At 70.1% G+C, this 25,099-nt stretch carries 19 protein-coding genes; 10 read left to right on the forward strand and 9 right to left on the reverse strand.

Features of this window, described 5'->3' with window-relative positions:
* The first annotated feature begins 350 nt into the window (after nt 1-350).
* Complete coding sequence (locus FL311_RS15750; RefSeq protein ID WP_141325964.1) at nt 351-1,601, forward strand: AAA family ATPase; 1,251 nt, start codon at nt 351-353, stop codon at nt 1,599-1,601.
* Between the two features lie 123 nt (nt 1,602-1,724).
* Entirely contained in the window at nt 1,725-2,561 is an 837-nt protein-coding gene (locus tag FL311_RS15755; RefSeq protein ID WP_141325965.1) for an alpha/beta fold hydrolase, read from the forward strand.
* Nucleotides 2,562-2,608: 47 nt separating this feature from the next.
* Here the strand turns inward: FL311_RS15755 and FL311_RS15760 are convergent, their stop codons facing one another.
* From FL311_RS15760 to FL311_RS15780, 5 genes are all read right to left on the reverse strand, one after another.
* Nucleotides 2,609-5,497 (reverse strand): HEAT repeat domain-containing protein, encoded by a 2,889-nt coding sequence (locus FL311_RS15760; protein WP_141325966.1) that lies wholly within the window; start codon nt 5,495-5,497, stop codon nt 2,609-2,611.
* Nucleotides 5,490-6,701, reverse strand: a complete 1,212-nt coding sequence (locus tag FL311_RS15765; protein WP_141325967.1) for a VWA domain-containing protein — start codon at nt 6,699-6,701, stop codon at nt 5,490-5,492. The genes FL311_RS15760 and FL311_RS15765 overlap by 8 nt, the downstream gene beginning before the upstream one ends.
* Nucleotides 6,698-9,007, reverse strand: coding sequence for a DUF5682 family protein (locus FL311_RS15770; RefSeq protein ID WP_153882687.1), 2,310 nt, complete (start codon nt 9,005-9,007; stop codon nt 6,698-6,700). The genes FL311_RS15765 and FL311_RS15770 overlap by 4 nt, the downstream gene beginning before the upstream one ends.
* Nucleotides 9,007-10,092 (reverse strand): AAA family ATPase, encoded by a 1,086-nt coding sequence (locus FL311_RS15775; RefSeq protein WP_141325968.1) that lies wholly within the window; start codon nt 10,090-10,092, stop codon nt 9,007-9,009. The genes FL311_RS15770 and FL311_RS15775 overlap by 1 nt, the downstream gene beginning before the upstream one ends.
* 93 nt (nt 10,093-10,185) lie before the next feature.
* Nucleotides 10,186-10,656 (reverse strand): hypothetical protein, encoded by a 471-nt coding sequence (locus tag FL311_RS15780; protein ID WP_141325969.1) that lies wholly within the window; start codon nt 10,654-10,656, stop codon nt 10,186-10,188.
* A 174-nt stretch (nt 10,657-10,830) separates the two neighbouring features.
* Between FL311_RS15780 and FL311_RS15785 the strand changes: the two genes are divergently transcribed.
* A complete protein-coding gene (locus FL311_RS15785; protein ID WP_194869217.1) occupies nt 10,831-11,805 on the forward strand; it encodes an NADP-dependent oxidoreductase in 975 nt (324 codons plus the stop codon).
* Between the two features lie 70 nt (nt 11,806-11,875).
* Here FL311_RS15785 and FL311_RS15790 read toward each other — a convergent pair whose 3' ends face one another.
* Nucleotides 11,876-12,901 (reverse strand): linear amide C-N hydrolase, encoded by a 1,026-nt coding sequence (locus FL311_RS15790; RefSeq protein WP_141325970.1) that lies wholly within the window; start codon nt 12,899-12,901, stop codon nt 11,876-11,878.
* Nucleotides 12,902-13,162: 261 nt separating this feature from the next.
* Between FL311_RS15790 and FL311_RS15795 the strand changes: the two genes are divergently transcribed.
* Nucleotides 13,163-14,029: a GNAT family N-acetyltransferase gene (locus FL311_RS15795; RefSeq protein WP_141325971.1), complete on the forward strand. Its 867-nt coding sequence runs from the start codon at nt 13,163-13,165 to the stop codon at nt 14,027-14,029.
* A 3-nt stretch (nt 14,030-14,032) separates the two neighbouring features.
* On the opposite strand, the gene FL311_RS15800 is transcribed toward FL311_RS15795, so the two are convergent.
* Complete coding sequence (locus FL311_RS15800) at nt 14,033-15,043, reverse strand: AraC family transcriptional regulator (RefSeq protein ID WP_194869218.1); 1,011 nt, start codon at nt 15,041-15,043, stop codon at nt 14,033-14,035.
* 350 nt (nt 15,044-15,393) lie between these two features.
* On the opposite strand from FL311_RS15800, the gene FL311_RS15805 reads away from it, so the two are divergent.
* The 3 genes from FL311_RS15805 (at nt 15,394) to FL311_RS15815 (ending at nt 21,478) form a co-directional block, all read left to right on the forward strand.
* Nucleotides 15,394-18,192, forward strand: a complete 2,799-nt coding sequence (locus FL311_RS15805) for a YncE family protein (RefSeq protein WP_141325973.1) — start codon at nt 15,394-15,396, stop codon at nt 18,190-18,192.
* 689 nt (nt 18,193-18,881) lie between these two features.
* The gene (locus tag FL311_RS15810) at nt 18,882-19,409 is read left to right on the forward strand and encodes a hypothetical protein (protein WP_141325974.1); all 528 of its coding nucleotides are present in this window, start codon (nt 18,882-18,884) and stop codon (nt 19,407-19,409) included.
* 563 nt (nt 19,410-19,972) lie between these two features.
* Nucleotides 19,973-21,478 (forward strand): putative metal-binding motif-containing protein, encoded by a 1,506-nt coding sequence (locus FL311_RS15815; RefSeq protein WP_141325975.1) that lies wholly within the window; start codon nt 19,973-19,975, stop codon nt 21,476-21,478.
* 25 nt (nt 21,479-21,503) lie between these two features.
* Here FL311_RS15815 and FL311_RS15820 read toward each other — a convergent pair whose 3' ends face one another.
* Entirely contained in the window at nt 21,504-22,295 is a 792-nt protein-coding gene (locus FL311_RS15820; RefSeq protein WP_141325976.1) for an ABC transporter ATP-binding protein, read from the reverse strand.
* A 156-nt stretch (nt 22,296-22,451) separates the two neighbouring features.
* On the opposite strand from FL311_RS15820, the gene FL311_RS15825 reads away from it, so the two are divergent.
* Together FL311_RS15825 and FL311_RS15830 are read left to right on the forward strand one after the other, a co-directional pair.
* Nucleotides 22,452-23,219 (forward strand): polysaccharide lyase, encoded by a 768-nt coding sequence (locus FL311_RS15825; RefSeq protein WP_141325977.1) that lies wholly within the window; start codon nt 22,452-22,454, stop codon nt 23,217-23,219.
* Nucleotides 23,213-23,458 carry a hypothetical protein gene (locus FL311_RS15830; protein ID WP_141325978.1) on the forward strand — a complete coding sequence of 82 codons (246 nt, stop codon included), beginning with the start codon at nt 23,213-23,215 and terminating at the stop codon, nt 23,456-23,458. The genes FL311_RS15825 and FL311_RS15830 overlap by 7 nt, the downstream gene beginning before the upstream one ends.
* A gap of 7 nt (nt 23,459-23,465) precedes the next feature.
* Here FL311_RS15830 and FL311_RS15835 read toward each other — a convergent pair whose 3' ends face one another.
* On the reverse strand, nt 23,466-24,053 hold the full coding sequence (locus FL311_RS15835; RefSeq protein ID WP_141325979.1) for a GAF domain-containing protein: 588 nt from the start codon (nt 24,051-24,053) through the stop codon (nt 23,466-23,468).
* A gap of 259 nt (nt 24,054-24,312) precedes the next feature.
* On the opposite strand from FL311_RS15835, the gene FL311_RS15840 reads away from it, so the two are divergent.
* Nucleotides 24,313-25,005, forward strand: coding sequence for a DUF2490 domain-containing protein (locus FL311_RS15840; protein ID WP_141325980.1), 693 nt, complete (start codon nt 24,313-24,315; stop codon nt 25,003-25,005).
* The last annotated feature ends 94 nt before the right edge of the window (nt 25,006-25,099 follow it).

The raw sequence follows: 25,099 nt of genomic DNA on the forward strand, positions 1-25,099 counted from the left end.
CACCGGGCACACCGCCCCCGGGTCCCGCGGCGGTGCCGAGCAGCGCGAGGCAGACGAGGACGAGCAGGACGGGACGGGCGGGGCGCATGGCGGGAGCGGAGCCATGAGCCTGCCCTTCGCGCCTTGTCATGACAAGCTGGGCTCCCGGGGATGGCGGGGCTTGGCCGCCCTCCTGGGTCGGGAGTTCCGGCGGTGGAGGGACCGGCGCACGGGTGCTGTCAGTGGATTGCTCCTGCAGCCTGGCTGCTGGGTGTGTCTTCACCACGGACGATGTTTGACTTCTCTCGTGGGGGCCGTTTCGTCCCGGGCAGGGTTGACCCTGGCCCACCACGAGGGGAGGCTCGGGGGCGATGCTCAAGCTCCAGTGGCTGCAGGTCCACCATTTCCGCTCCGTGAAGCCCGGCACGCGGCTGTCGTTCAGCCCGTCCTTCAACGTGCTGCTGGGACGCAACGGCACGGGGAAGACGCTGCTGCTGGACCTGGTCGCCGCCGTGGCCAGCTCGGACTTCACCACGCTGGCGGCGGAGCCCTTCGACCTGGAGTACGCGCTCGCCGCGGACACCGGCCACATCACCGTGCGCGTCCGCAACGAGCCGGTGCCGCCCCAGAGCGGGCCCGTGGCGGCCGGGCTCTTCATGGACATCGTCGTCTCGCCGCGCGACATGGCCTGGCCGCTGGTCATCCACCGCGAGGGACTCCAGGTCACCGTCTCTCGCCAGGACGACGCGTCGCTCGTCGTGCAGGAGCGCCTGGCGCCGGAGGTCGCCGGCCGCCTGTGGCTGGTGCTCATGTCCGGAGGCATCGCCTGGGTGGAGAAGACCGGCGAGGGGTCCGCCACCGTGGAGCCGCTGCTCGCCATGGCGCGCGAGGTGTCCGCGCTCGCGGGCCTGAGCCGCTTCGACGAGGGGCTCGCGTACTTCGAGCAGCTCTACCAGGTCGAGCTGCGCCTCTCGCGGCGCGCGGAGGGTGTGCTGGCCACCGGCACGGGACTCGCGTCCGAGGCGCTCCTGGATGGCCTGCGCCGGCTCGCGGCCGCCCAGTGGGGCTCCCCGCGCTACGTCGTCCCATCGGACGCGGTGCCCTTCCTGCGCGACGCGGCCAGGCTGCTGGGCTTCACCTCCGCGGAGGCGGTGCTCGTGCCCGTGGAGGCGCCGCCAGAGGGCAAGTACGAGTCGCTGACGCTCGGTGGGCTGGAGCTGGACTTCCTGGGCCCCGCGGGGACGCGCGTGTCGGCGCGGCACCTGGGCCATGGCCAGAAGCGGCTCCTGGCGCTCCAGCACTACCTGGCCCGGGCGCGCGCGGTGGTGGTCGCCGACGAGGTGGCCCACTCGCTCCACCCGCAGCTCGTGCGGGCCAGCGTGGAGCCCCTGAAGGGCCGGCAGAGCTTCTTCACCAGCCAGAGCCCGGGCCTGATGGACCTGCTGTCCTTCGACTCGGCGGACCAGGTGCGCGCCAGCCTGGTGCTGTGCCGCGGCGACGAGGCCACCGGCCTCCTGTCCTGGGAGAACCCGTCCCCGGAGGCCGCCGAGCGCCTGTTCACCGCCAGCGCCGCCACGCCCGGCCAGCTGGGCACCCTGCTCCAGACGCAGGGGCTCTGGTAACCCCGGGACGAATGCCCGCATGCCGGGCGTCCGCGAGTCGACAGCCGGCGCACCGCGGCAAGACTGTTGCCAGGTCGCGTCACGCCCTGGCCTATCCTGCTCGCAGGTGGGGAGGGAGCCGCGATGCCGATGCTGTCCGTGAATGGAACCGAGTTGCATTACGAGGATACGGGTGGCTCGGGCGAGCCCATCCTCTTCAGCCATGGGCTCCTGTGGAGCACGCGGCTGTTCGACCCGCAGGTGGACGCGCTGCGAGGGCGCTACCGGTGCATCGCGTATGACCACCGGGGGCAGGGCCGCAGCGCCGTGCCGGACGTCAGCGCCATCGACATGGAGACGCTGTACCTGGACGCGGTGGGGCTGTTGGAGCAGCTCGACGTGGGGCCGTGTCACTTCGTCGGCCTGTCGATGGGCGGCTTCATCGGGATGCGCATCGCCGCGCGGCGGCCGGAGCTGTTGCGCTCGTTGACCTTGATGGAGACGTCCGCGGACCCGGAGCCCTTGGCCAACGTGCCGCGCTACACGCTGCTCAACCTCATCGCCCGGCTGGCCGGCCTGCGCCCGGTGGCGGACCCGGTGATGCGCATCATGTTCGGCCGCACCTTCCTGTCGGACCCGAACCGCGCCGAGGAGCGGGCGCTGTGGCGGGCGCGCCTGCTGGAGAACCGCCGCGACATCTGGCGCGCGGTCAACGGGGTGATTCGCCGCAACGCGGTGTCGCACGAGGTGCCGAGCATCCGCGTGCCCACGCTCATCGTGGTGGGCGAGGAGGACGTGGCCACCGTCCCTGCGAAGGCCGAGCGGCTCCACCAGCTCATCCCCGGCTCGAAGCTGGCGCGGCTGCCGCGAGGCGGGCACTCGTCCACCGTGGAGGAGCCCGCGCTCGTCAACGCGGCGCTCGGCTCCTTCCTGGAGTCGCTGGAGCGCCCGCACGTGTCGTCCCGCGCGGGGCTGGGCTGAGCGCAGGAGCGGCTCGCCGCGAGCGCATCGCGGCGAGCGGACCCGGCTCACACCTTCTGCCCGAGCAGCTTCTTCGCCGTGCGCGACAGGTCCTTGTCCATCGCGGCCTCGGGGATGTCGAGCAGGGCCGTCGCCACCACCTTCCCCGCGCCGTGGGTGTTCTCGCCGGCGAGCTTCAGGTACGTGCCGAAGCGGGCGAGCCGCTCGGGGTGCGAGCGCGCCACCTCCACCCGGGCGAGCAGCGCCTGGGACAGCGCCGCCTTCGGGAACTTCTCGAACAGGTTTCGCAGCGCCTGTCGCTCCATCGCCTCCGGCCGCGTCTCCGCCAGGCGCACGGCCGGCTCGAGCATCGCCAGCCCGAAGGTCTTCAGCGCGGTGGACACCACGTTGGGCTTCCAGCCCTCCACGAAGGCGGAGAGCAGCGCCTCCGCCCCGCGCACGTCCCCGAGCACCCCCAGGGCATACACGGCGGCCTTCGCCCCCTCGTCGTCCGTGTCGCGCTCCTCCACGGCCTGGACGAAGCGGTCCAGCACCTCGGTGTCCCCCAGCCACGCGAGCGCCATGGCCGCGCGACGTCGCACGTCCTGTGACGCGTCTCCGTAGAACGCCTGCCGCAGCACAGGCCACGCCTGTGTGAGTCCCAGGCCCTCCAGTTGGTCCACCGCCGCCTGTCGGCCCTCGCGATTCGACTCCGTCAGCGCGCGCTGCGCGAAGGGCCGCAGCCGCTCCTGTCGCTCCCGTGCGAGGCGCGCCACCGCCTCCGGCCCCTTCTCCCGCGCCTGCACGTCGTCGAGCACCTCGCGCACATAGAGCCCGAGCCCGCTGTCATGCCGCCTGCGCGACAGGCCCTCCAACAGCACCCGCGCCTCGGGTCCGCCCAGCTGCCCCAGCACCTGGACGGCCGTGCGATGCACGCGGTGGCTGTGATGCTCGGCCAGGGCGCGCTTCACCACCTCCAGCGCCCGCTCCCGGGGACAGGCCGTCACCGCGCGCACCACGAAGGTGCTCGCCGCGCCGTCGCTCCACGCGGGATACAGCGACTCCAGCAGCGTGTCCGTGCCCAGGCCCGCGTAGTGGTGCGCGGCGTGCGCCGCGGCCTCGTAACGCGTCAGCTCCCCGCGAGCCCGCTTCTTCAGGGCCTCGCCCGGAAGCAGCGGCGTCTCGGGCTTGCGGATGCGGATGCTCGGGTGCGTGGGCACCGGCTCCAGCGCGCCCGCCTCCACCTGCACCGCGCCCGCCAGCCGCACCAGGGCGATGCCCAGCACCTGGTACACCTTGATGAAGTCCTCCAGCCGCTCCGCGGGGTCCGCACGCCGCGCCAGCGCCTCCAGGAGCGCCCCGGGCTTCTCCAACCCCAGCTCCCGCAGCCGCGCCACCAGGGGCTCCACCGCGCGAGGCGACACCGAGGGCAGCCCGTTCGAGAACCGCTCCGCCAGCTCGTCGCGCACCTCCGCCAACGCGATGGCCGCCGGGGACGCGCCCGCCGCGCGCGCCGCCTCCGCCCAACCTCCGCGTGGCACCGCGACTGGCGTCTCGACCCGCGCGCTCCGCCGTCCGCGCCGAGGCTCCTCGGGTGGCTCCTGCTGTCCCAGGCCGCGCAGCTCCAGGCCCTCGGAGGTCTCCACCACCACCGAGAGCGGGAACAGCGTGGGCAGCGCGGCCTCCAGCCCCACGTTGCCCAGCACCACCTTCAGCGTGGCCCCCTCCAGGGCCGCGGACAGGGGCTCGTCGAGCCGCGTGTCCGCCGGGAGGAACAGCCCCCGGTCTCCGGAGTCCACGAGCTGCGAGCGCTGCCCGCTCGCCAGCAGCGTCTGCACCCGCAGCGCCACCGGGAGCAGCTCCGGCGCGAACACGTCCTTGCGGTGCTCCTGGAAGGCCGCCAGCGCCGCGCCCACGTCCGGCAGCGCCACCTCGATGAGCCGCCGCAGCGCCGCGCCGCCCAGGTCCCGTGTCTTCTCCGCGCCCTCCAGGTCCAGCCGCACGGGCGCGAAGCCGGGATACCGACCGCCCTTCGCACCCTCCAGCACCGTGCCCGCGTGACTGCGCTTGGGCTCCACGCTGCGCAGGAACGCGGGGAGGATCTGCTTCTCCGCGTAGTGCGCGCCCGTGCCCAGGTCGATGAAGCGGCTCTCGCGGATGACGAAGTTGTCGGGCGTGGAGCGAGTCGTGAACGCGTACTCCAACAGCCGCAGCCCCTCGACGGGCGCGCGGTCCTTCTTCGTCCACGTCTTGCCGATGAGCTCCTCGACGTAGCGGTCCTCCAGCGCCTCGCCGCCCAGGTGCTTCTCCACCTTGCGCGCGGTGAGCAGCATGTCCGCCATCAAGTCCGTGAAGACGGGAGGCTCGAACGCCCCGGTGCGCGCCGCCGCCTGCTCCAAGAGCCCCGCCACCTCCACCGCGCGCGCCGCGAGCCTGCGCAGCCCGTTCGCGCGCAGCGCCTCGCCCAGCGCGCGCACCTGCGCGGCCCGGTCCTCGGACAACGCGGCCACCCCGGACAGTCCCAGCTCGCGCACCAGCGTGGACACCTGTGCCACGCCGGACCTCATCAGCTCGGCCGTCTGCGTCTTGCCCTTCTTCACGCTCTTCTTCGCGGGGCCGCCCGCGCCCGTGGGCGCCGTGTCGGTGGTGACGAAGGCGTCGGGCGCGCGAGACCACGCCACCAGCAGCGCCGCCGCGTGCTTGCAGAACGGCCGCGAGCGCGCCGCCATGCACGAGCACTTCCCCTTCACCTCGTGCCCGTCGCCGAACACCAGGGACACCTTGTAGGGCGAGGCCCCCGAGCCCGACGCGTCCGCGAACAGCCGGTTCTCGAAGCGCGACAGGTGCGTGAGCTGCTTGTCGTCGAAGATGCGCGCGCCCTTCGACAGCTCGTCGCGGTCGCGGATGATGTCCGTCAGGGCCCCCATGCCCGGGGCCAGCCTTCGCACCTCAACCATGGCGAGTCTCCTTGTCGGCGTCGAGCAGGGACGTCAGGTCCTGGTTCCGCATCACCCGCTCCACCACGTCCACCAGCTTGCGCGGCGTGCACCCGAAGCACGGGATGCCCATCGCGGTGAGCTTCTCCGCCATCACCGGGTCGTACGAGGGCCTGCCCCCGTCCGACAGCGCCAGCAGGCACAGCACCTTCGCCCGCGAGTCCACCAGCTGCCGCAGCCGCGCCACCAGCTCCTGGGCGTCGCCGCCCTCGCACAAGTCGGTAATCAGGATGAAGAGCGTCTTCTCCGGGCGCTCCACGTAATGCGTCTGCGCATACGCCACCGCCCGGTTGATGTCCGTGCCTCCGCCGAGCTGCGCGCTGAAGAGCACCTCCACCGGGTCCGACAGCACGGGCGTCATGTCCACCACCTCGGTGTCGAACAGGATGAGCCGCGTGCGCAGCACCTCCAGCGACGCGAAGATGGCCGCCATCACGGAGCTGTACACCACGCTCTGTGCCATGGAGCCGGACTGGTCCACCACCAGCGTCACGTCCCACTCGTGGTGACGGCGCTGGTTGGGCCAGAAGTAGAAGCGCTCAGGGACGAGTCGGCGGTGCTCCGCGTCCCAGCCCTTCAGGTTCTGGCGAATCGTGCGCTTCCAGTCGATGTTGCGCGCAATCGGCAGCGGGCTCGTCCTGTCGCGCCTCAACGCGCCGAACACCGCCGTGCGCACGGTGGACTCCAGCTTCTCGCGCAGTTGGTCCACCACCTCGCGGACGATCTGCCGTGCGAGCGCCTTGGCGTCCTCGGGGATGAGGCCGCGCGCGCTCACCAGCGTCGTCACCAGCTCCACGTTCTTCTCGAGGAAGGGCAGCGTCTCCGGCTCGAACAGGAGCTGGGTGAGGCCCTTCTTCTCGATGGCGTCCTTCTGGACGAGGGCAATCACGTCGTCGCGGAAGAAGCCGCGCAGCGCGCCCAGCCACTCGGGGATGTACGGCCGCGAGCCGGACGCTCCCGCGCTCTTCTCGCCGTAGACGAAGGACAGCGCGTCATCGAGCGCCTCCAGCTCCGTCTCTCCCACGCCCACCGCGCGCGCGCCGGCGCCCAGCGCGTGCAGCGACGGACAGCTGCCCGTCTTCTCCGCTGCGGGGCCCAGCGCGAGCCGCCAGCGCAAGAGCGCCTCGCGGTCTTCCGGTGCCAGCTCCTTGGGGTCCACGCTCATAGCAGGTCATCCAGGTCGGCGAGCGCCTTGCCCAGCTCGGCGCTCATGTCCTTGAGCTTCTCGGTGTCCTTCTCCGCGAGAATCGTCTTCGCGGCCCGGCCCTTGTCCCCGAGCTGCCGCACCGCGACGACGTTCTCCAGGAGGTAGCGGCGCTCGGTGGGACCGAGCACGCCCAGTGCCCTCCTCAATACCGGGAGGGTCTGACGGAAGCGCTCGGGGTCCACGCTCGACAGGAACGCATCCAGCGCCCGCACCACCTCGCGGTTCTTCACCAGCACCAGCGCGTTGACGCGCAGGAAGCCCTCCAGCCACGCCGCGCCCGCCTCGGGCTCCACCGCCAGCGACAAGCGCAGCCCCACCTCGCGAGCGACCTCCGACTCACTCAGCTCCTCGGCCAGGTACAACAGGCCGGTGGCCAGCCCCGACGTGGCCGGATGCACGACGGTGCTCGACATCAACCCTCGCGCCGCGGCGAGCCAGCCGGCCTTGTCCGCCAGCGGCTGTGCGAGCGCCACCTCGTGCAGCGTCCTCAGTGCCCCCATCACCGAGGGCACGGCGTCCTGGGCGCAGGCGCACGCATCGGACACGCGCAAGAGCGCGCGAGCGAAGGTCTTCTGGCACAGCGTCGCCACGGCCTCGTCGCCCAGCGCCGAATGGGTCCGCGAGGTGCCATAGGCCACGAGCCCCGACAGCGCCCGCGAGGCCGAGGCGAGCGAGGGCAGGTCCGCGTCCGTGGTCGCGTGGCCGTCACAGGCGCGCAGGGCGGAGGCCATCGTCTGCGGGCAGCCGGTGATGACGGACTCCAGCAGCACCGCCGCCGCAGCGCCCGTGGACTTCGCGAGGGCCAACTGGTCCTGGAGGACGCGCGTCGTCACCGCCTCGAGCGAGTCGCCGAGGACGATCTTCTCCACCAGCGCCACGTCGGTGGACGGCGTCCACTGCGCCTGCCAGGACTCGCGCACGCGCGTCAGCGCGGCCTGTCCTCCCGCCTCCTGCGCCGTGGCCTTCTGCTGACCCGTGGCCGCGAGGCCCGCGTAGGGGATGCCCACCACGCGCAGGCGGTGCAGGAAGACGGAGGAGCCGACCTCCACGGGGTTGTTCAACCGCAGGGTGAAGGTCTCCGCGCTGTCGGTGCTCGGCAGTCGGCGCGACTCGACCTCGCGCCAGAACTCCGCCTGCAGCGAGTTGCGGCCGATGCGGCTGGCCACCCGGCCCACCTGATGCCCGACGACGCTCTTCCACAGGAAGTCGTCGACGTGGGTCGCGTCTCCCCGACACAGCGTGGCCACGGTGGCCTCGCGCAGCTCGTCCAGGCCGGGGGCGCTCTTCTCGCGCAGGTCCGCGAGCGTCACCGCGAGCCGGTAGGCCTCCAGCACGTCGGACAGCGACGCGGTGAAGCCGCGCATGCGCAGGTGTCCCGCGAAGTCGATGAGCACCTCCAGCGTGGCGCGCCGGAAGTCGCACTGGGCCTCGTGGGCCTTCTGGTAGAAGTGCGGCGCGCGGTTGCCGGCGCCGTAGCCGAGCTGCTCGGACAGGCGCGGGAAGCTGTAGGGAATCACCGTCACCGCGCAGGGCACGGCGGCCGGGAGCTTCGCCTCCAGCGTCGGGTCCACGTCCCGGGCCAGGAAGGCCGCCACGTGGGCCGCGCCCGCCACCACGGCGATGCGCTCCGGAGGCACGCCGCTCGCGATGACCTCCAACACCTGGCGCGCCATGAAGGCATCACGCCAGCGGTGGTAGTCCGGCCGGGGCCCTGCGTTGAGCACGTCCGCCCAAGCGAGCAACACGGGCCGGAAGCCCTCGGGCGTCCAGTCAGGAGCCTCGAACATCGCCTCCCACAGTTCCTCGAACGAGCGATAGCCGCGCTCGCGGGCAAAGCGCTCCGTGAGCGGCTCCTCCAGGCGAGCGCACGCGGAGTCCGCATCCGAGGAGGGTTCGTCCTCGAGAGCAGGCGCCTCCACGTGACGGTCCACACCCAGACTGACGCCGACGGAGATGTCGATGAAGCGCGCACGGGCGCCGTGGGCCTTCGCCCAGCGCAGGGCGGCGTATTCGGGCGAGTAGTCCGCGAAGGGCCACAGCGCGGAGCCTGGGGTGTCGTCGGTGCGGTAGCCGAGCAGGGCGATGGGCGGCTTCGTCTCCGCGTCGCACAGCACATCCACCAGCTCCGAGGCGTCGCGGGGGCCCTCGATGAGGACGACCTCGGGCTTCACGTGCTCGAGCCAGCGCGTGAGCACGGCGGTGGTGCGTGGTGAGTGGTGGCGCACCGGGAACAGGTGGGCGCCCAGGAGCAGGTCCAGGTCCATCAGCCCCTCAGGAGCTTCTTGCTGGCGGAGTACAGCTCCTTCCACGCGCCGGGGCGGCCCTTGGCCACGGTCTCCATGTATTCGCGCAGGGCCTTCACGTCGTCGGCCTGCTCCTTCACCACCGCGCCCACGAGCGAGGCGGCCAGCTCCTGCGCGGTGACCTTCCCGCCGCCGAACTGCTGCGCGAGGATGGAGCTGTTGAAGAGGACGCTGATGGCCTCCGCGGTGGAGAGCACGGCGCCCGGGGTGCGGACCTTGGTCTTGCCGTCCTTCGTCACGCCCTCGCGCAGCTCCTGGAAGAGCGTGAGCAGCATGCGCGACAGCTCCTCGGTGGGCGGCACACCGACCTGATAGTCATTGCGCAGCTCGGCCTCGCGCTTCGTGACGATTTGAATCTCCTGCTCCAGGTCGTCGACGATGGGGACGGTGACGAAGTTGAAGCGGCGCTTGAGGGCGGCGCTCATCTCGTTGACGCCGCGGTCGCGGGTGTTGGCGGTGGCGATGAGGTTGAAGCCGCGCTGGGCGCTGACGACCTCGCCGAGCTCCGGGATGGAGACCTGCTTCTCGGAGAGGAGGGAGATGAGGGCGTCCTGAATCTCCGGCGAGGTGCGCGTCACCTCCTCGAAGCGGGCGAACTTGCCGGTGCGCATGGCGCGCAGGACGGGGGAGGGGACCAGGGCCTCGGGGGTGGGGCCCTGCGCGAGCAGCAGGGCGTAGTTCCACGAGTACTTGAGGTGGTCCTCGCTGGTGCCGGCGGTGCCCTGGACGATGAGGGCGGAGGTGCCGCTGATGGCGGCGGAGAGGTGTTCGGACAGCCAGCTCTTCGCGGTGCCGGGCTCGCCGACGAGCATCAGCGCGCGGTCGGACGCGAGCGTGGCGATGCAGACCTGGATGAGGCCCCGGTCGCCCACGTACTTGGGTGTAATCGTGACGCCGCCCACGGGCTTGGGGCTCCCGAGGATGTAGGCCTCCACGGCGCGCGGCGACAGGGCCCACCCGGGAGGGCGGGGCTTGTCGTCGTGGGCGGCGAGGGCTTCCAACTCACTGCTGAACTTCGCTTCGGCGGGCAGTCGGATGTCCGGCATGCGTGAAAGCTACCGGTCCGGTCTGACACGCCACGCTCCGTCAGGTTGTCTCGTCTGTGACTCGGAAACCCACCTCCCGGGGCGTCCGCCCGCTCACTCCGCGCAGGGGAACGCGGTGTCCAGCGTGCGAGTCCCCTTCACCCCGGGACCCGTCAGCGTGGCCACGACCTTCACGGTGGACGCGCACCGGTAGGTCAGCAGGAACGGCACCACCGTGGAGCCGCCCTCCGCCAGGACATGAAGCTCGCGCGTCTGCGCCGTCTTCCACGCGCCACGCTCACCGGCCTCCGACTCCTCCTTCGGCGCGCTCGCCGAGAGCTTCAGCTTCAGCGGCTTGTCGCCGTCATACGTGCCCTTCACCTTCACCAGCAGCACCGCGTCCACGTTCATCCCATACGGGTCGGACGCCTCATCCACCGCGACGAGGGCCCCCTTCGCCCGGTCGAACACGCGCAGCTCGATTCCCTCCAGCGTCACCGCTGGCGCGCTCGCGCTCCCGGCCGTGGACGACACCAACAGCACTCCCCCCAAGAACAACGCGCGCAGCTTCGTTCGTGAAGACATCCCCGCCTCCAAGACTCACGACATGGTGCCCCGGCACTGTACGCCAGCCCGCCCCCTCCCGTGCCCGGTCGGCGGCCGTGTGGACATGCCCTGGGCCGTCGCTTCGTCGCTCGCTCTGCATTCCCACAAGGCCGTGCCCAGCCTGCGAAAGAAACCCCATCCCTGGAGACGCCCATGAACCCCTCCATCCCCTCCCAGATGAAGGCCGCCGCCATCGACCGCTTCGGCGGTCCCGAGGTGCTCGACACGCGCACCATCCCCGTTCCCCAGGTCGGTCCCGGTGAAGTGCTCATCCAGGTCGAGACCGCGGGCATCGGCCAGTGGGACCCCTCCGAGCGCGCGGGCGAGATGGAGGGCTACAAGCCGGGCAAGACGTCCTTCCCCCACGTCCTCGGCACGGATGGCTGCGGCACCGTCGCCGCCGTGGGAGACGGCGTGAAGAACCTCAAGGTCGGCGACAAGGTCTACGCCTTCGGCTTCCTCAACGACAAGGGCGGCTTCTACGCCGAATACACCGCGGTGAAGGCCAGCGACACCGCGCCCATTCCCAAGGGATTGAGCGCGGAGCAGGCGGGCGTCCTGGCGGCGGATGGCATCACCGCCCTGCAAGGCGTGGAGGACACGCTGAAGGTCGGCAAGGGCACCACGCTGCTCGTCTACGGCGCGAGCGGCGGCGTGGGACACCTCGCGGTGCAGCTGGCGAAGCGGCTCGGCGCGCGCGTGCTCGCGGTGGCCTCCGGCTCCGACGGCGTGGAGCTCTTGAAGAAGCTCGGCGCGGACAAGGTCGTGGACGGCCGCGCGGATGACGTCGTGAAGGCCGCGCGCGAGTTCGCGCCGGACGGCCTCGACGCGGCGCTGGTGCTCGCGGGCGGCGACAAGACGAACCAGGCGCTCTCCTGCGTGAAGTCCGGAGGCCACATCGCCTACCCCAACGGCGTCGAGCCCGAGCCCAAGGGCAACGACGGCGTCAAGGTCTCCAGCTACAACGGCGAGGCCAACTCCCAGGTGCTCGCGCGGCTCAACAGCCTCATCGAGTCCGGCCCCTTCCACGTCGAGGTCTCCCAGGTCTTCCGCCTGGACGAGGCCCGCGACGCGCACGAGGCTGTGGGCAAGCACCACCTGGGCAAGCTCGCGCTGCGCATCCACTGACGCGCCACACCCCGGGCCCCGCTTCCACGCGCGGGAAGCGGGGCCCGATTCCGTCACACGGGACGCGACGTCAGCGCGTCAGCTTGTCCGTGATGTCGATGGACGTGGGGCTCGAGGGCACGGCGAAGGTCTTCCCGTTGGCGGCCTGGAAGTCGAGCGACCTCAAGTTCACCGAGTAGACGAGCGGGTCCTGGTAGAACCGCACGTTGAGGACGTTGTGGGTGAGGTCCTTCACCACGGTCCACTGGGTGTAGTCGTCCTCTTCCTTCTGGGTGTTCTCGTTGAGGGCGCGCACGGTGCCTCGCGGGATGTCCACCGTGTTGAGCAGGTGGAAGGCGAGCGTGGTGGCCTCGGCGGCGTTGGCGACGGGGCGCGCGAAGTTCTTGAGGTACGTGGTGCGCACGAAGCGGGACGGAGGCATCGGGTCTCCGGGCAGCCCGCGCAGGCCGCTGCCATGGCCGGGCTGCGCGAAGCTCTCGCTGCCCAGCTCCACCTTCTTCGCGTCCCACGGGGACAGGCCCACGTACTCGCGCAGGTTCTTCAACTGGAACGGGAAGGGCGGCGCGTTGGTGAGCACGGCGACGGGGTTGTCGTGCAGGTGCATCACGCCGTCGAGGAACTCCACCACCAGGCTGTTGCCCTGGGCGTCATGGATGGGGAAGTGCAGCGGCAGGTACTGCGCCAGCCAGTCCGACTCCCAGACCTGGGCCTCGCTCTTCTCGAGCGCCCCGCGCACCTCCGCGACGGTGGAGAAGTTCCCCAGCACCCAGCCGGCGAAGAACGCCAGCGACAGCGCCTTCGAGTTGTCGGTGACCTTCGGGTAGCGCGAGTCCGGCAGCCACAGGCACCCGGTGGAGAGCCCCTCCGTGTTCAGGCCATCGACGATGAAGGGCACGCTGCCCTTCCCGGTGAGGCCCACGTAGCCATACTTGGACGTCCAGGACAGGCCGTTGGTGAGTCCCGAGGGCGAGGGCGAGGCGAACCTCGAGCCCGCGGCCCTGACGAGCAGCTTGGAGTCGAGGTCGACGCCGAACTCCATGCTGCGTCCATTGACCACGCTCTTATCCGAGGCGACGACGAGGAAGTCGGTGCACATGCCAGGCTCCTTGCGTGAGGTGGGGGAAACAGGGGGTGACGCGGGCGGCCCGTGTGCACCGCTCGCGCCACTCACGCTCCTGTCAGCGAATCCGCGCGGTTGAAATCGCGCTCCGGTCGCGCTCCGGGCCTGCGTGTCGCCTACTGCACGCCAGCCGCCCGCGAGCCGCGTTCATGCGGGAGTCACCCGCGTCCGGCGCGGACGCGATGCGCGTGAACGGGAGGTTTCGGACACATGCACATTCGTGCTGTGGTGCCCGCCATGTCGACCTCACGAGTCGTGGTCATCGACCACCAGGCTCCCGCGCTGCAAGCCGCCTTCTGCGACTACGTGCCCCGGGTCTTCCGCACCGCGGACTTCAGGCGCTGGTGCGAGTGGGGCGAGTGGACCGACGACTACCGCGCGTTCAGCGTCCTCGAGGACGGGCGCGTGGTGGCGAACGCGTCGGTGATGCGCATGTGCCTGCGCGTGGAGGGCCGCGACGTCACCGGCTATCAGCTGGGCGCGGTGGGCTGTGTCCCCGAGCGCCGGGGGCACGGCCTCGCGCGCGTGGCGATGGAGGCGGCGCTGGAGGCCTGCGGCGACGCGCCGGTGATGCTGTTCGCGAACAAGACGGTGCTCGACTTCTATCCACGCTTCGGCTTCGCGCCGCGAGCACAAAGCCTGTTCGGCGTGGACCACGAGGTGACACCGTCGGCCGAGCCCGCGCCGACGCTGGAGCTGGCGGACCCCACGGTCCGTCAGGGATTGAGGACGCTCGCGAACACGGGCACCCCGGTGACGGAGCGCTTCGGCGCGCGGCGCCACGCGCGCATCGCCAGCTGGTACGCGGCGGCGAACTTCGCCCGGCCGCTGCGCCAGCTGCGCGAGGACGCGTGGGTCTTCGCGAGCGTGGAGGACGGCGTGCTCCACCTCGACGACGTCTTCGCGACCGAGGTGTTCGACCTGCGTCCCTACCTGGGCCGACTGGTGGCCGAGCCCGTGGAGCAGGTCCGGTTCGGCTTCACGCCGGAGCGCTGGTGGCCGGACGCGCGCGTGCTCGGCGAGGACGACGACGCGGACCTGTTCGTGCGGGGTCTGTCCTTGCCCGAGGGCCCGGACCGCTTCCCGGTGATGGCCAGGACGTGAGGCTCACGTCCCCGAGCGCGCGCCGAAGCGGCTGGGCGGCTGTCCCGTCCACCGACGGAAGGCGCGGGTGAACGTGCTCACGTCGGAGAAGCCGAGCAGGTACGCGATTTCGCTCACCGAGCGCCCGGGCTCGGAGAGATAGGACAGGGCCAGCGTGCGGCGCGTCTCCGCGAGCAGCTCGCGAAAGCCCGAGCCCGCGTCCACCAGCTTGCGCTGCAGGCTGCGCGAGCTCATGTGCAGCCGCTCCGCCACCTTCTCCTGGGACGGCTCGCCCTGGGGCATCAGCTCCAGCAGCATCGCGCGCACCCGCGTCACCAGGTCCTGCCCCGCGTGCCTCGCCAGGTGCCGGGTGATGAGCTCGTCGTTGATGCGCGCCAGCTCCGGGTTCGCCCCCGGCAGCGTCACCTCGAACGGCGCCCGCTCGTACACCAGCACGTCCGCGTTGGCTCCGAAGGTCACCTTGCACCGGAACAGCTTCTCGTACGGCCGCAGGTCCGAGGGCGCCTGCCGGCGCAGCAGCACCTCGCGCGGTGACAGCTCCCGCGTGTAGACGACCCGGCAGAAGCGCACCAGGAGGTACGCCACCGCGTCCGTCTCCTCCTCGCACAGGTGCGGCCCGTCGCCGCCGTCGAAGAGGATCACCTGATAGCAGTCCCCATCCCGCGTGAAGGCCGGCCGCAGCGCGTCCGACACCAGCGCCACCGCGTGCACCAGCCGCTCGAACGCCTCGCGCAGCGTGCTGGACGCGTTGAGCCGGTAGCCCACCGCGTGGAACGTCGTCGGGCTCACCTGCCGCGCCATCTCCAACCCAATCGCCGGGTCCCCCGAGCTCTCCACCGCCAGCCGCCACAGCCGCGTCAGCCCCTCCTGCGGATAGCGCGCGTTGGCGTCACCGAGCAGCCCCGGATTCAACCCGGCCTTCACGAACAACCCGTGGGAGTCCAGGCCGCGCAGCTCCAGCGTGCGATGGAGCGCGAGGGCCCAGCTCGTCAACATGGTCGCCGGAGAGCTCATGTTGTCGCCTTCGGCCAAGGGAATTGGCGCAATGGGGCAAGCGGTCCAGGGCCGCTCAGCGATACCTTGGCTTCCTCGGAATCCTGCCATGTCGGAGGTGAGGATGCTCAATCCCGCATCAGTGTGTCCTCTTGGTAACGCATTGCATCACGTCTGTCTGTAGACCCCTCCGAGCGCAGCCGTTCAAAGGCTTCACGCTTTTCCACCCCGCTCACATTCCGGCAGTCCTTCCGTCGGTGGATGTCATCGCCGCGTCGGGCCGGCGTGTGCGTGGGGCCCCGCGGTTCGCGGCGTGGGATGGGCTCTCGCCGTGGTCGTCCCCCTGTCATCCCCAGAGGTCTGGCATCCCCATGACTCCCACGAGACTCAGAGGCATCCAGAAGTCCTTGCTGGCTGCGGCGGCGCTGCTCGCCGTCATGTCGCCGGGCTTCACCCCCGCGCGGGCGGCGCCGTCGTTCATCGCCTTCGAGAGCGGTCAGGTGCGCCCGCTGGCGTTGTCGCCGGACCGCACGCGGCTGTTCGCGGTGAACACGCCGGACAACAGCCTGTCCATCTTCAGCGTGGGCGCCAATGGCCTGACGCTCCAGTCGCGCGTGCAGGTGGGCCTGGAGCCCGTGGCCGTCGCCGCGCGCAACGACAATGAGGTCTGGGTGGTCAACCACCTGTCGGACAGCGTGAGCGTGGTGTCGCTCACGGGGACGCCGCGCGTGGTGCGCACGCTGCTGGTGGGGGACGAGCCGCGCGACATCGTCTTCGCGGGCACGGGGGGCCGGGCCTTCATCACCACGGCGCACCGCGGGCAGCACCGCACGCACGCGTCCATCGCGGCGGTGCCGGGCGCCGGAGACCCGAAGCTGACCACGCCGGGCGTGGGCCGCGCGGACGTCTGGGTGTTCGACCCGGCCAACCTGGGCACCACGCTGGGCGGCACGCCGGTGCGCATCCTCAACTTCTTCGGGGACACGCCGCGCGCGCTGACGGTGAGCCCGGACAAGCAGACGGTGTACGCGGCCGTCTTCAAGTCGGGCAACCAGACGACGTCCATCCTGGAGGAGACCGTCTGTGAGGGCTTCAATCCCTATCTGCCCTGTCTGGTGAACGGCTCCATCTATCCGGGCGGCAGCCCGGGCCCCGCCACGAACCACGAGGGCATCCGCGCGCCCGAGGTGGCGCTCATCGTGAAGTACAACAACCAGGCCGGCAAGTGGCAGGACGAGCTGGGGCGCAACTGGAACAACGCGGTGCGCTTCCGGCTGCCGGACCAGGACGTCTTCGCGGTGGACGCGAACTCGCTGGGGCAGAAGGCGGCGTACTCGCAGGTGGGCACCACGCTGTTCAACATGGTGACCAACCCGGTGACGGGCACGGTGTACGTGTCCAACACGGAGGCCTTCAACCACGTGCGCTTCGAGGGCCCCGGCAACTACGGCGGCACCACGGTGCAGGGCCACCTGGCGGAGACGCGCATCACCGCCATCCTCGGCGGCAGCGTGCTGCCCCGTCACCTCAACAAGCACCTGGACTACACGAAGCTGGCCACGGACCCGGCCTTCGACCGGACGGCGAAGAACCACAGCCTGGCCACGCCGGTGGACATGGCGGTGAGCTCGGACGGGCGCACGCTGTACGTGGCCGCGTACAGCTCCAGCAAGGTGGGCGTGTTCGACACGCAGGCCCTGGAGGCGGACAGCTTCAACCCGCGGCTCAACAGCGCGGCCTACATCCCCGTCAGCGGCGGTGGCCCCAGCGGCCTCATCCTGGACGAGGCGCGCAACCGTCTCTACGTGCTGACCCGCTTCGACAACGCGGTGAAGGTCATCGACCTGGCCACGCGCGCGGAGCTGGGCAAGCAGGTGCTGCCCAACCCGGAGCCCGCCTCCGTGGTGCAGGGCCGCCCCATCCTCTACGACGCGGCGACGTTCTCCGCGAACGGCGAGGCCTCGTGCGCCAGCTGCCACATCTTCGGCGACATGGACGACCTGGCGTGGGATTTGGGCAACCCGGATGACGACGTGACGCAGAACCCGATTCCGGGGCGCCTGCTGGGCGCGGCGGAGCTGCTCAAGCCGCACATCAACGGCTCGGGCAACGTGGAGGACTTCCACCCGATGAAGGGCCCCATGACGACGCAGACCTTGCGCGGCATGGTGGTGTCGGGCCCGATGCACTGGCGGGGTGACCGCTCCACGGGCTTCTTCGGCACGTCGGGCACGGACCCCAACCTGTCGTTCATGAACTTCATCGTCGCGTTCGAGGGGCTCCTGGGTCGCTCCACCGCGCCCACGCAGGCGGAGATGCAGCGCTTCACCGACTTCCAGCTGCAGGTGCAGCTGCCGCCCAACCCGGTGCGCAACCTGGACAACTCGCTCACGGCGGCGCAGCAGCGGGGGCTGGACTTCTACGCGGGCTCACGCCGCTCGGATGGCCTCCCGTTCGGAGAGGGCCTGGGCTTCACGTGTGAGGGGTGTCACCGGCTGAGCCCGGCGCAGGGCTTCTACGGCACGGATGGCATGGCGAGCTTCGAGAACATCCCGCAGATTGTGAAGATTCCGCACCTGCGCAACATGTATCAGAAGGTCGGCATGTTCGGTAACCCGACGACGCCCTTCTTCCTGGCGCCGGACAGCGGCTGGCAGGGAGACCAGGTGCGTGGGTTTGGCTTCGTGCACGACGGCGCGGTGGACACCATGGCGCGCTTCCTGTCGGCCATCGTGTTCATCCCGAGCATCGGCGTGGGCTTCCCGCTGAACAACCCGGACGCCACGCGGCGGGACGTGGAGCAGCTGTTGCTCGCGTTCGACACGGACCTGGCGCCCATCGTCGGGCAGCAGGTGACCTTGACGAGCACCAACGCCTCGGCGGTGGGGCCGCGCATCGACCTGCTGTTGCAGCGCGCGCGCACGCCGTTCGCCTCGAAGATATTGGGGACGGGCGTGACGGAGTGCGACCTGGTCGCGAAGGTGGCGTTGGGTGGGCGGGTGAAGGGCTTCCTCTTCAGCCCGTCGGGCAACGGCTTCATCCCGGATGACGGCACCACGGCGAGCGTGTCCGACGCGGCGCTGCGCAACTACGCGAAGACGGCGGGCCAGGAGGTCACCTACACCTGCGTGCCGCCGGGCTCGGGTCCGCGCATCGGCCTCAATCGCTGAGAAGTCGACACTTCGGACGCCCGCGAGAGCCCCGTACCCTCGCGGGCGTTTGTGTTTGTATCAGCCGGAGCTCATGTCCGCAGCCGGGGTGCACGGTGTTTCCGTGACAGTGGTTGGATTGTCGTGGGGGCTGCATTCCGAGAATGCAATGTTCCGCGAGACTCGGGTTGTCGTGGCTTTCAAGGTGGGTCGCGTGCAACCTGGGTCACACGCAAGCCAAGTGTATTCAGGTGGGGATGGGGTTGTTGTTGATGACTGTGATGGGGTGACGGAGCCGTCGAGCGCGTCTCGGGTGGCGGCGCTGGGTGGGGCCGTGCACGGTGGGTTGGTGTCGAGCCTCCGGACGGAGACGGGGTGTGGGTGGCGGTGCTGGACTCGGCGAGCGAGGCGCGCATCCTGCGATTGGATTCGAACCTGGTGCTCCAGGGGACCTCGGGTGTGCCGTATCCGTGGACGCGCACGGGAGGGGCGGCGGCGCTGCCGCGGAGCGCGAGGTTGGTGCGGACGGAGGAGGGGCCCGCGCTGTACTACGCGACGACGGAGGACCCTTCGCCGCCGCTGCGGGCGTATCTGGTTCCGCTGGACGGGGAGGGACGCCGTATCCGGCGAGTGTGCCGTGGCTGCGCAATGGTGCGGTGTTGGTGGCGATGGGGGAGTCGCAGTCGGGGGGGACGCAGGAGGTGGTGCGGGTGCGCCGGTTCGATGCGGCGTTGGAGCAGGTGGGAGAGGAGCGGGTGTTCACGGTCTCCGAGTCACCGATGCCGTTGTTGGTGGACCGGGGCGAGGCGGCGGGAGAGCCGTTGGTGTCGCCGGTGTTGGTGATGCGGGTGCGGGAGGCGCCGGACTTCCGCGCCCGGATTCAGGTGACGAGCAGCCTGTTCGAGGGAGGGATGCCCGCGACGTGGACGGAGGAGCCCGAGAGGTTCGTGCCGTGGTACGGCGCGCACGGTGGCGACGGGGTGGTTCAGCTGTCCTGGCTGTCGAAGGTGTACGACCCGGGAGAGGGTGGTGCGGCGAGCTTCTGGGGGCGGCTGTGGGCGCAGGAGCCGGGAGTCGCGGCGGTGGAGCGGACGCCGGCGCTGGAGCCGATGCGGCTGACGGCGGAGGCGCAGTGGGTGCTGATGGAGAAGGTGGCGCCCCGGCGCATGGCGGCGATGTACATGGTGTCCACGGACGAGGGGCGGTTCCTGGACGCGGTCCGCTACTGCACGCAGTGAAGTCGTGAGGCGCGGGCCCTACTCGTTGAGCCAGTAGATGCGGTCTCCTCCCGTGAGCGCGCGTTCCAGGAACTCACGGAACGAGGAGGCAATCCGCCGACAGCGCTGCGGATAGCCCTCGTGCCAGCCAGCTAGCCAAATGCAACCCAGCAGCGCATGCCCCTCCCTGGCACAGCGGCTCTCGCACTGGGCCATGTACGTGGCGTTGCATTGCCAGGGGCCGTAGTAGATGACCGTCTACACCATTCCTCCCTCCGGGGAGGGAACGGACGGGCCCACCCATTTCGCGGTGGCCGGGCCACTCCCGACGCCGCCCACGGTGGCGGAGCCGCAGGCCGTCGTGAGCAGCAGCACGAGAATGCCTGCTGCATTCATGGGAGCACGGCGGGAATTCACAGCACGCCGAGATAGCGCCAGAGTGCTGACGGTACAAGTCGATGAAGCTCGACCAGTCCGGTTGCGATTCTTCCATGAGTGCGGGTTGGGCTTCGTTGACGCCAGTAGGGCGTCGTACCGCAATGATGATTGGCTCGTGAAGACGATGCCGTGCGAGGCTTCGGTGAATGAATGCACGGTTCTGGTGGTCCGGCGTGGTCCTGTCGTGTCTGGCGATGGCGGGATGCGAGTCGTCGGGTGGGAAGGGGGACGCGGGTGCGGTGGTGGAGGACGGCGGTGGCACGCCTGGCGACGGAGGTCCGGGAGACGCGGGGCCCGGTGATGCGGGCACGGACCCGCTGGCCTGTGAGAAGCAGCACGGCGTCTGCGCGGGTGCGAAGCGCGCGCTGGTGGATGGCGCGTACGAGTCGGAGTGCACGGCGCTCTCCTATGGCGCGGACTACGAGAGCGCGGAGACGCGCTGTGACGGGCTCGACAACGACTGCGATGGCGTGACGGACCCGTCGGTGGAGTCACGCGTCACGGCCCTTCCTGGAGGGTACGGGGTGGGGCAGATCTCCAGCCTCCGGACGGAGGCGGGGGTGCTGGTGGCGATCTTCGACGGGGCGACCGACGCGCGCGTCCTCCGGCTGGACGAGAACCTGAAGGTTCAGGAGACGTCGAGCGTGCCGATGGCCTGGGTGCGCACGGGGACGGCTCGGCAGTACGTGAACTCCTCGAAGCTGGTGCGGACCTCGGACGGGGTCGCGCTGTTCTACTCCACCATGAACTTCATGGTGGCCCCGCTCAACGCCTACCTCGTCCCGCTCGAGGCGAATGGGGCACCCAAGCGGGGGGCGGATGGTGAGGTGCTGGAATATCGGCTGCTCGACCGGCCGATGGATGACGGGCGCACGGTGGTGGCTGCGTCAGCCGAGCATGACCGGCTGGTGGTGCTCTGGACGACGGGAAGGCCCCTGACTCCTCCCATCCAGGTGATGGGCACCGTGGTGGATGCGAAGGGGCAGGTGCTCGTGGCGCCCAAAGCGCTCTTCGAGAGCGCGTCGAACTGGACGCCCTCTCCAAGGAGTGCGCTGTGGCTGCGCAATGGTGAGCTCCTGGTGGCGCTGGCGGAGGAGTCAGGGAAGGGGCAGGGCACCGTCCGAGTGCGCCGGCTCGACGCGGCGTTGGAGCAGGTGGGGGAGGAGCGAGCCTTCACGACGTCTGAGGAGCCAGTCCCTCAGTTGGTCGACCTGGGTGAGTCGGCGGGGGCTCCGCTCGCCTCTCCGATGTTGGTGTGGCGCAGCCGCGAGGCGCCGGAGTACCGCCGCTGGATTCGCGTGGCGGGTCACCTGTTCGAGGGCGGCCAGCCGGTGACTTGGATGATGGACACTCCGGCCTATGTGCCCTGGTTCGGAGTCTTCGCCGACGAGGGTGTGCTGAGGCTGTCCTGGCTGTCGAGGTTCTTTGACGGGTGGGAGAACAACACGCCGATCTATTGGGGGCGGTTGTGGACGCAAGAGCTGGGCGACGCACCGGTGGATCGGACGCCAGGGTTGGAGCTGATGCCTCTGAATGAGCATGCGATGTGGGTGCTGATGGAGAAGGTGGCACCCCGCCGCATGGCGACGATGTACACGGCGACCACGGACGAAGGGCAGTTCCTGGACGCGGTCCGCTACTGCACGCCGTGACGCCCGTCCTGTCCTGACGGGCCCCCTACGTCGTCCGCCCCCGCTGCGCGCGTCGTCGCAGGTAGTTCTTGAGGAACGCCTGCACGGCGGGGTGCTGGGACTCACGGAAGGAGTCCGGCGGCCCGTGCTCGACAATCCTCCCTTCGTGCATCAGCGCCAGGTGGTCCGCCATGCCGAACGCCGACGCCACGTCCGGCGTAATCACCAACGACGTGGCGCCCAATTGCTGCTTGCCCGTGAAGATGATTTCATTCACCGACGCCGTCGTGAGCGGGTCCAGACCGGCGGTGGGGTCGTCGTAGAGGAGAATCTTCGGCTGCAGGATGGCCGCGCGCGCGAAACCCACGCGCTTCTGCATGCCGCCCGACAGCTCCCCCGGGAAGCGCGTGGTGGCATGCGACAGCCCCACCATCGCCAACGTCTTGTCCACCGTCTGTCGGATCTCCTCCTCCGACATCTTCGTGCGCTCCCGCAACGGGAACGCCACGTTGTCGTAGACGTTCAGCGAGTCGAACAGGGCATTCGCCTGGAAGAGGACCCCCTGCTGGCGACGCATCTGGTTCAGCGTCGCCTCGTCCATCTTCGCGACCTCGTCCCCGTACACCTTCACGAAGCCCCGGTCCGGCTTCATCAGCCCCATGATGTGCTTCATCAGCACCGACTTGCCGGAGCCCGACACCCCCATCAGCACGCACGTCGTGCCCTCGGGCACCTCCAGGTTCACGCCCCTCAGCGCGGCGTTGTCCCCGAAGGTCTTGTGCAGGTCCTTCACCTCGATGACCAGCTTCGCCGACGCCTGTCCGCCCGAGTCACTCATCGCCCTCCACCTTAGTGCCCCACGGCACCTCCGTCCCCGGGAACCACCCTTCGCTCGATAGTCGACGCCTCGGTCAGTCGAGTCTGCTTAATCGGCTATTTCTGGATATGAGGTCCAAAGGCCGCACAGGCCCAACCCCTCACCCTTCCGAGAGCCATGAAGACGAGAACGCTGGGAGTCATCGCAGGTGCAGCGCTGGTGTCGTTCGCGCTGGTCGCCCACGCCGCGCCGCTGTTCCGCAACACGGGGACGCTGGCCGGGTGGAGCTCGGTGAACCGGGAGCACCGGGGCTCGGTGAACGAGGTGACGAACGTCACCTACGAAGGCGGCACCGCCCTCAAGATGACGCAGATTCACGACGCGTCGTACGGCGGGCGCTACCACTCGGAGGTGATGCGCACCAACGTGTACCGCCGCGGCGACACCGGCTTCTATGGCTTCGCCTTCCGGCTCCAGCAGGACTGGCAGTTCCAACCCCAGTCCTACAACATCGCGCAGTTCATCGCGGACTTCTCCGACACCGGCTGCGACGACTACATGCCGTCCAGCATGGTGTGGCTCTCCGGCAACCAGCTCTTCACGCGGGTCAAGCAGGGCACCATCTGCAACCAGAAGACGGTGACCTTCGGCAACCTGGCCACGGTGTCGGCCGGGGTGTGGCACAAGATTGTCATCCAGGCGAAGTGGGCGAGCGACGGCACGGGCTTCTACAAGCTGTGGTTCGACGGCGTGAAGGTGCTCGAGCAGTACAACCTCAACACCACCATCGCCGACGACCGCTACTTCCAGTTCCGCGTCGGCCTGTATGCCAATGGCTGGTACGACGACGGCTACATGCAGGGCAGCCAGCCCAACCGCAGCATCTGGTTCGACGAGATTGGCGTCGGCACCACCTTCGCCGACGCCGACCCCGCCCAGTGGTAGTCCGTGACGAGGCCCTGGCGGCAAGCAACTCCGCCGGGCCCGGCACCCCGCGCTACGGCAGCGCGCTCGAGGCAATCTCCACCGTGTACGTGTCCACGTCCGGGGCGCCGCCGCCGCCCCAGTTGGGGTTCCAGGTGCCGGACAGGGCCCGGAAGGGCCCCTACCCGTGGCTCATCGCCGGCGTGCTGCTCGTGCCGCAGGCGAGCTCCGACGGGCTCGGCCTCGCCCGGACGGACTGACGGCGTCTCAGGACGCGGTGGAGGCGCAGCGCTCGATGATGGAGCGCAACTGCGTCTGTACGCTGTGGAGCGTGTTGCGCAGGCGCGCGTGGCGCAGCGAGCCCGCCAGCGCGTTGGACAGGGCCTGGAGCACGTGGCTCTCCTCGCCCGGCCAGGTGCGCTCGGTGCGACAGTCATCGAAGCCCACGAAGCCCCACCACTCGCCGCCCAGCACGATGGGACAGACGAGCAGCGAGCGGATGTCCTGGCTCTCCAACAGCTCCCTCGCGGGAGAGGGGAAGTCGCGCGGCGCGCCCTTGAGCACCCGCCCCGAGGACAGGGGCTCCACCCACGACGGCATCACCTCGTCATAGGGCACGTTCTGCAGCTCGGGGTTGTCCTGCTGCGCGGAGGCGCTCGCCGCGGTCCACTCGTAGCGCTGGCTGCACAGCAGCTTCCCGTCGGGCGCGGTGCTGTTCTCGAAGATGTAGACCCGGTCCACATCCAGCGCCGCGCCCACCTGGCCGAGCGCGGACGTGACGTTGTCGGGCTCGAAGCCCTTCTCCAACAGCAACTGCGAGACATTCATGAGGGCTGAGAAAGCACTCGTGGCCATGAGGGGGACTCCAGGAGGGGGACGGGCCAGACGCGCGTGGGGGGACGACGCGAGCAACCCGAAGCGTCGCACGCCTCCGCGCCCTCGGGTCAAGCCATGCGCCCCGCGCGTCCACGCCTCGCACACACGGAGTTGCTTTCGCCGGGGCCCGGGCCGCTTTGAGAGGCCTGACACCCCCGCGTCCGCCCATCGTTGTCCGGGCCACGTTCGCTGGCACGGATGGATTGAGCGGGTGCTGTTCATGCTCTAGGCACACACCATGCGTTCGCACCTCCCCCGCCTCCTCGTCCTCCTGCTCTGCGTCGTCGCTTCCCCGGCCGCCCTCGCCCGGCCCATCAGCTCCGAGGCGCAGTTCTGGTACACCGTCAGCGCGCAGGGCCCCATCGCCGAGCCGTTCCTCTATTACCTGGAGGCCCAGCCCCGCTTCGGCGAGGACGACGCCCGCGCCATCCTCCGCGCCGCCGGCGGTACCCGTGTCACCCAGGACCTCTCCCTGTGGCTGGGCTACGGCTGGATTCCCGTCTGGGTGTGGGACGGAGACCCCGCCCTCCGCCAGAACGAGAGTCGCCTGTACCAGCAACTCCTGTTCACTCCGAGGCTGGGCGAGGTGCGGACGGTGGTGCGGGCGCGCCTGGAGCAGCGGTTCCTGCCGGGCACCACGGAGGTGTCCCATCGCGCCCGGGTGATGCTGCGCGGCGCGCTGCCCGTGGCCGCCGAGGGTCGGCTGTCGCTCATCGTCTGGGACGAGGCCTTCGTCCACCTCAACTCCGTGGACAGCGGCCCTCGCCGGGGCTTCGACATGAACCGCGCCTTCGTGGGCGTGGGCTGGAAGCTGGGCGACCACTCCGCCGTGGAGGTCGGCTACCTCAACGTCTTCACCCGCCGCCCCACCGCCGAGACCGACCAGCTCATCCACACACTCTCCGTCTCCACGCCCTTCAACTTCATGTGAGCCGAAGCGCGCCCCGAGGCGGCTTCTCGAAAAGCAAGAAGGCTCGTGCGCACCGGCGGCTCCCGGCGCGCGCGGGCCTTCGTTTCGCGATGAG

The organism is Myxococcus sp. AB025B, assembly GCF_006518215.1.
In the GTDB taxonomy this organism is placed as follows: Bacteria; Myxococcota; Myxococcia; order Myxococcales; family Myxococcaceae; genus Myxococcus; species Myxococcus fulvus.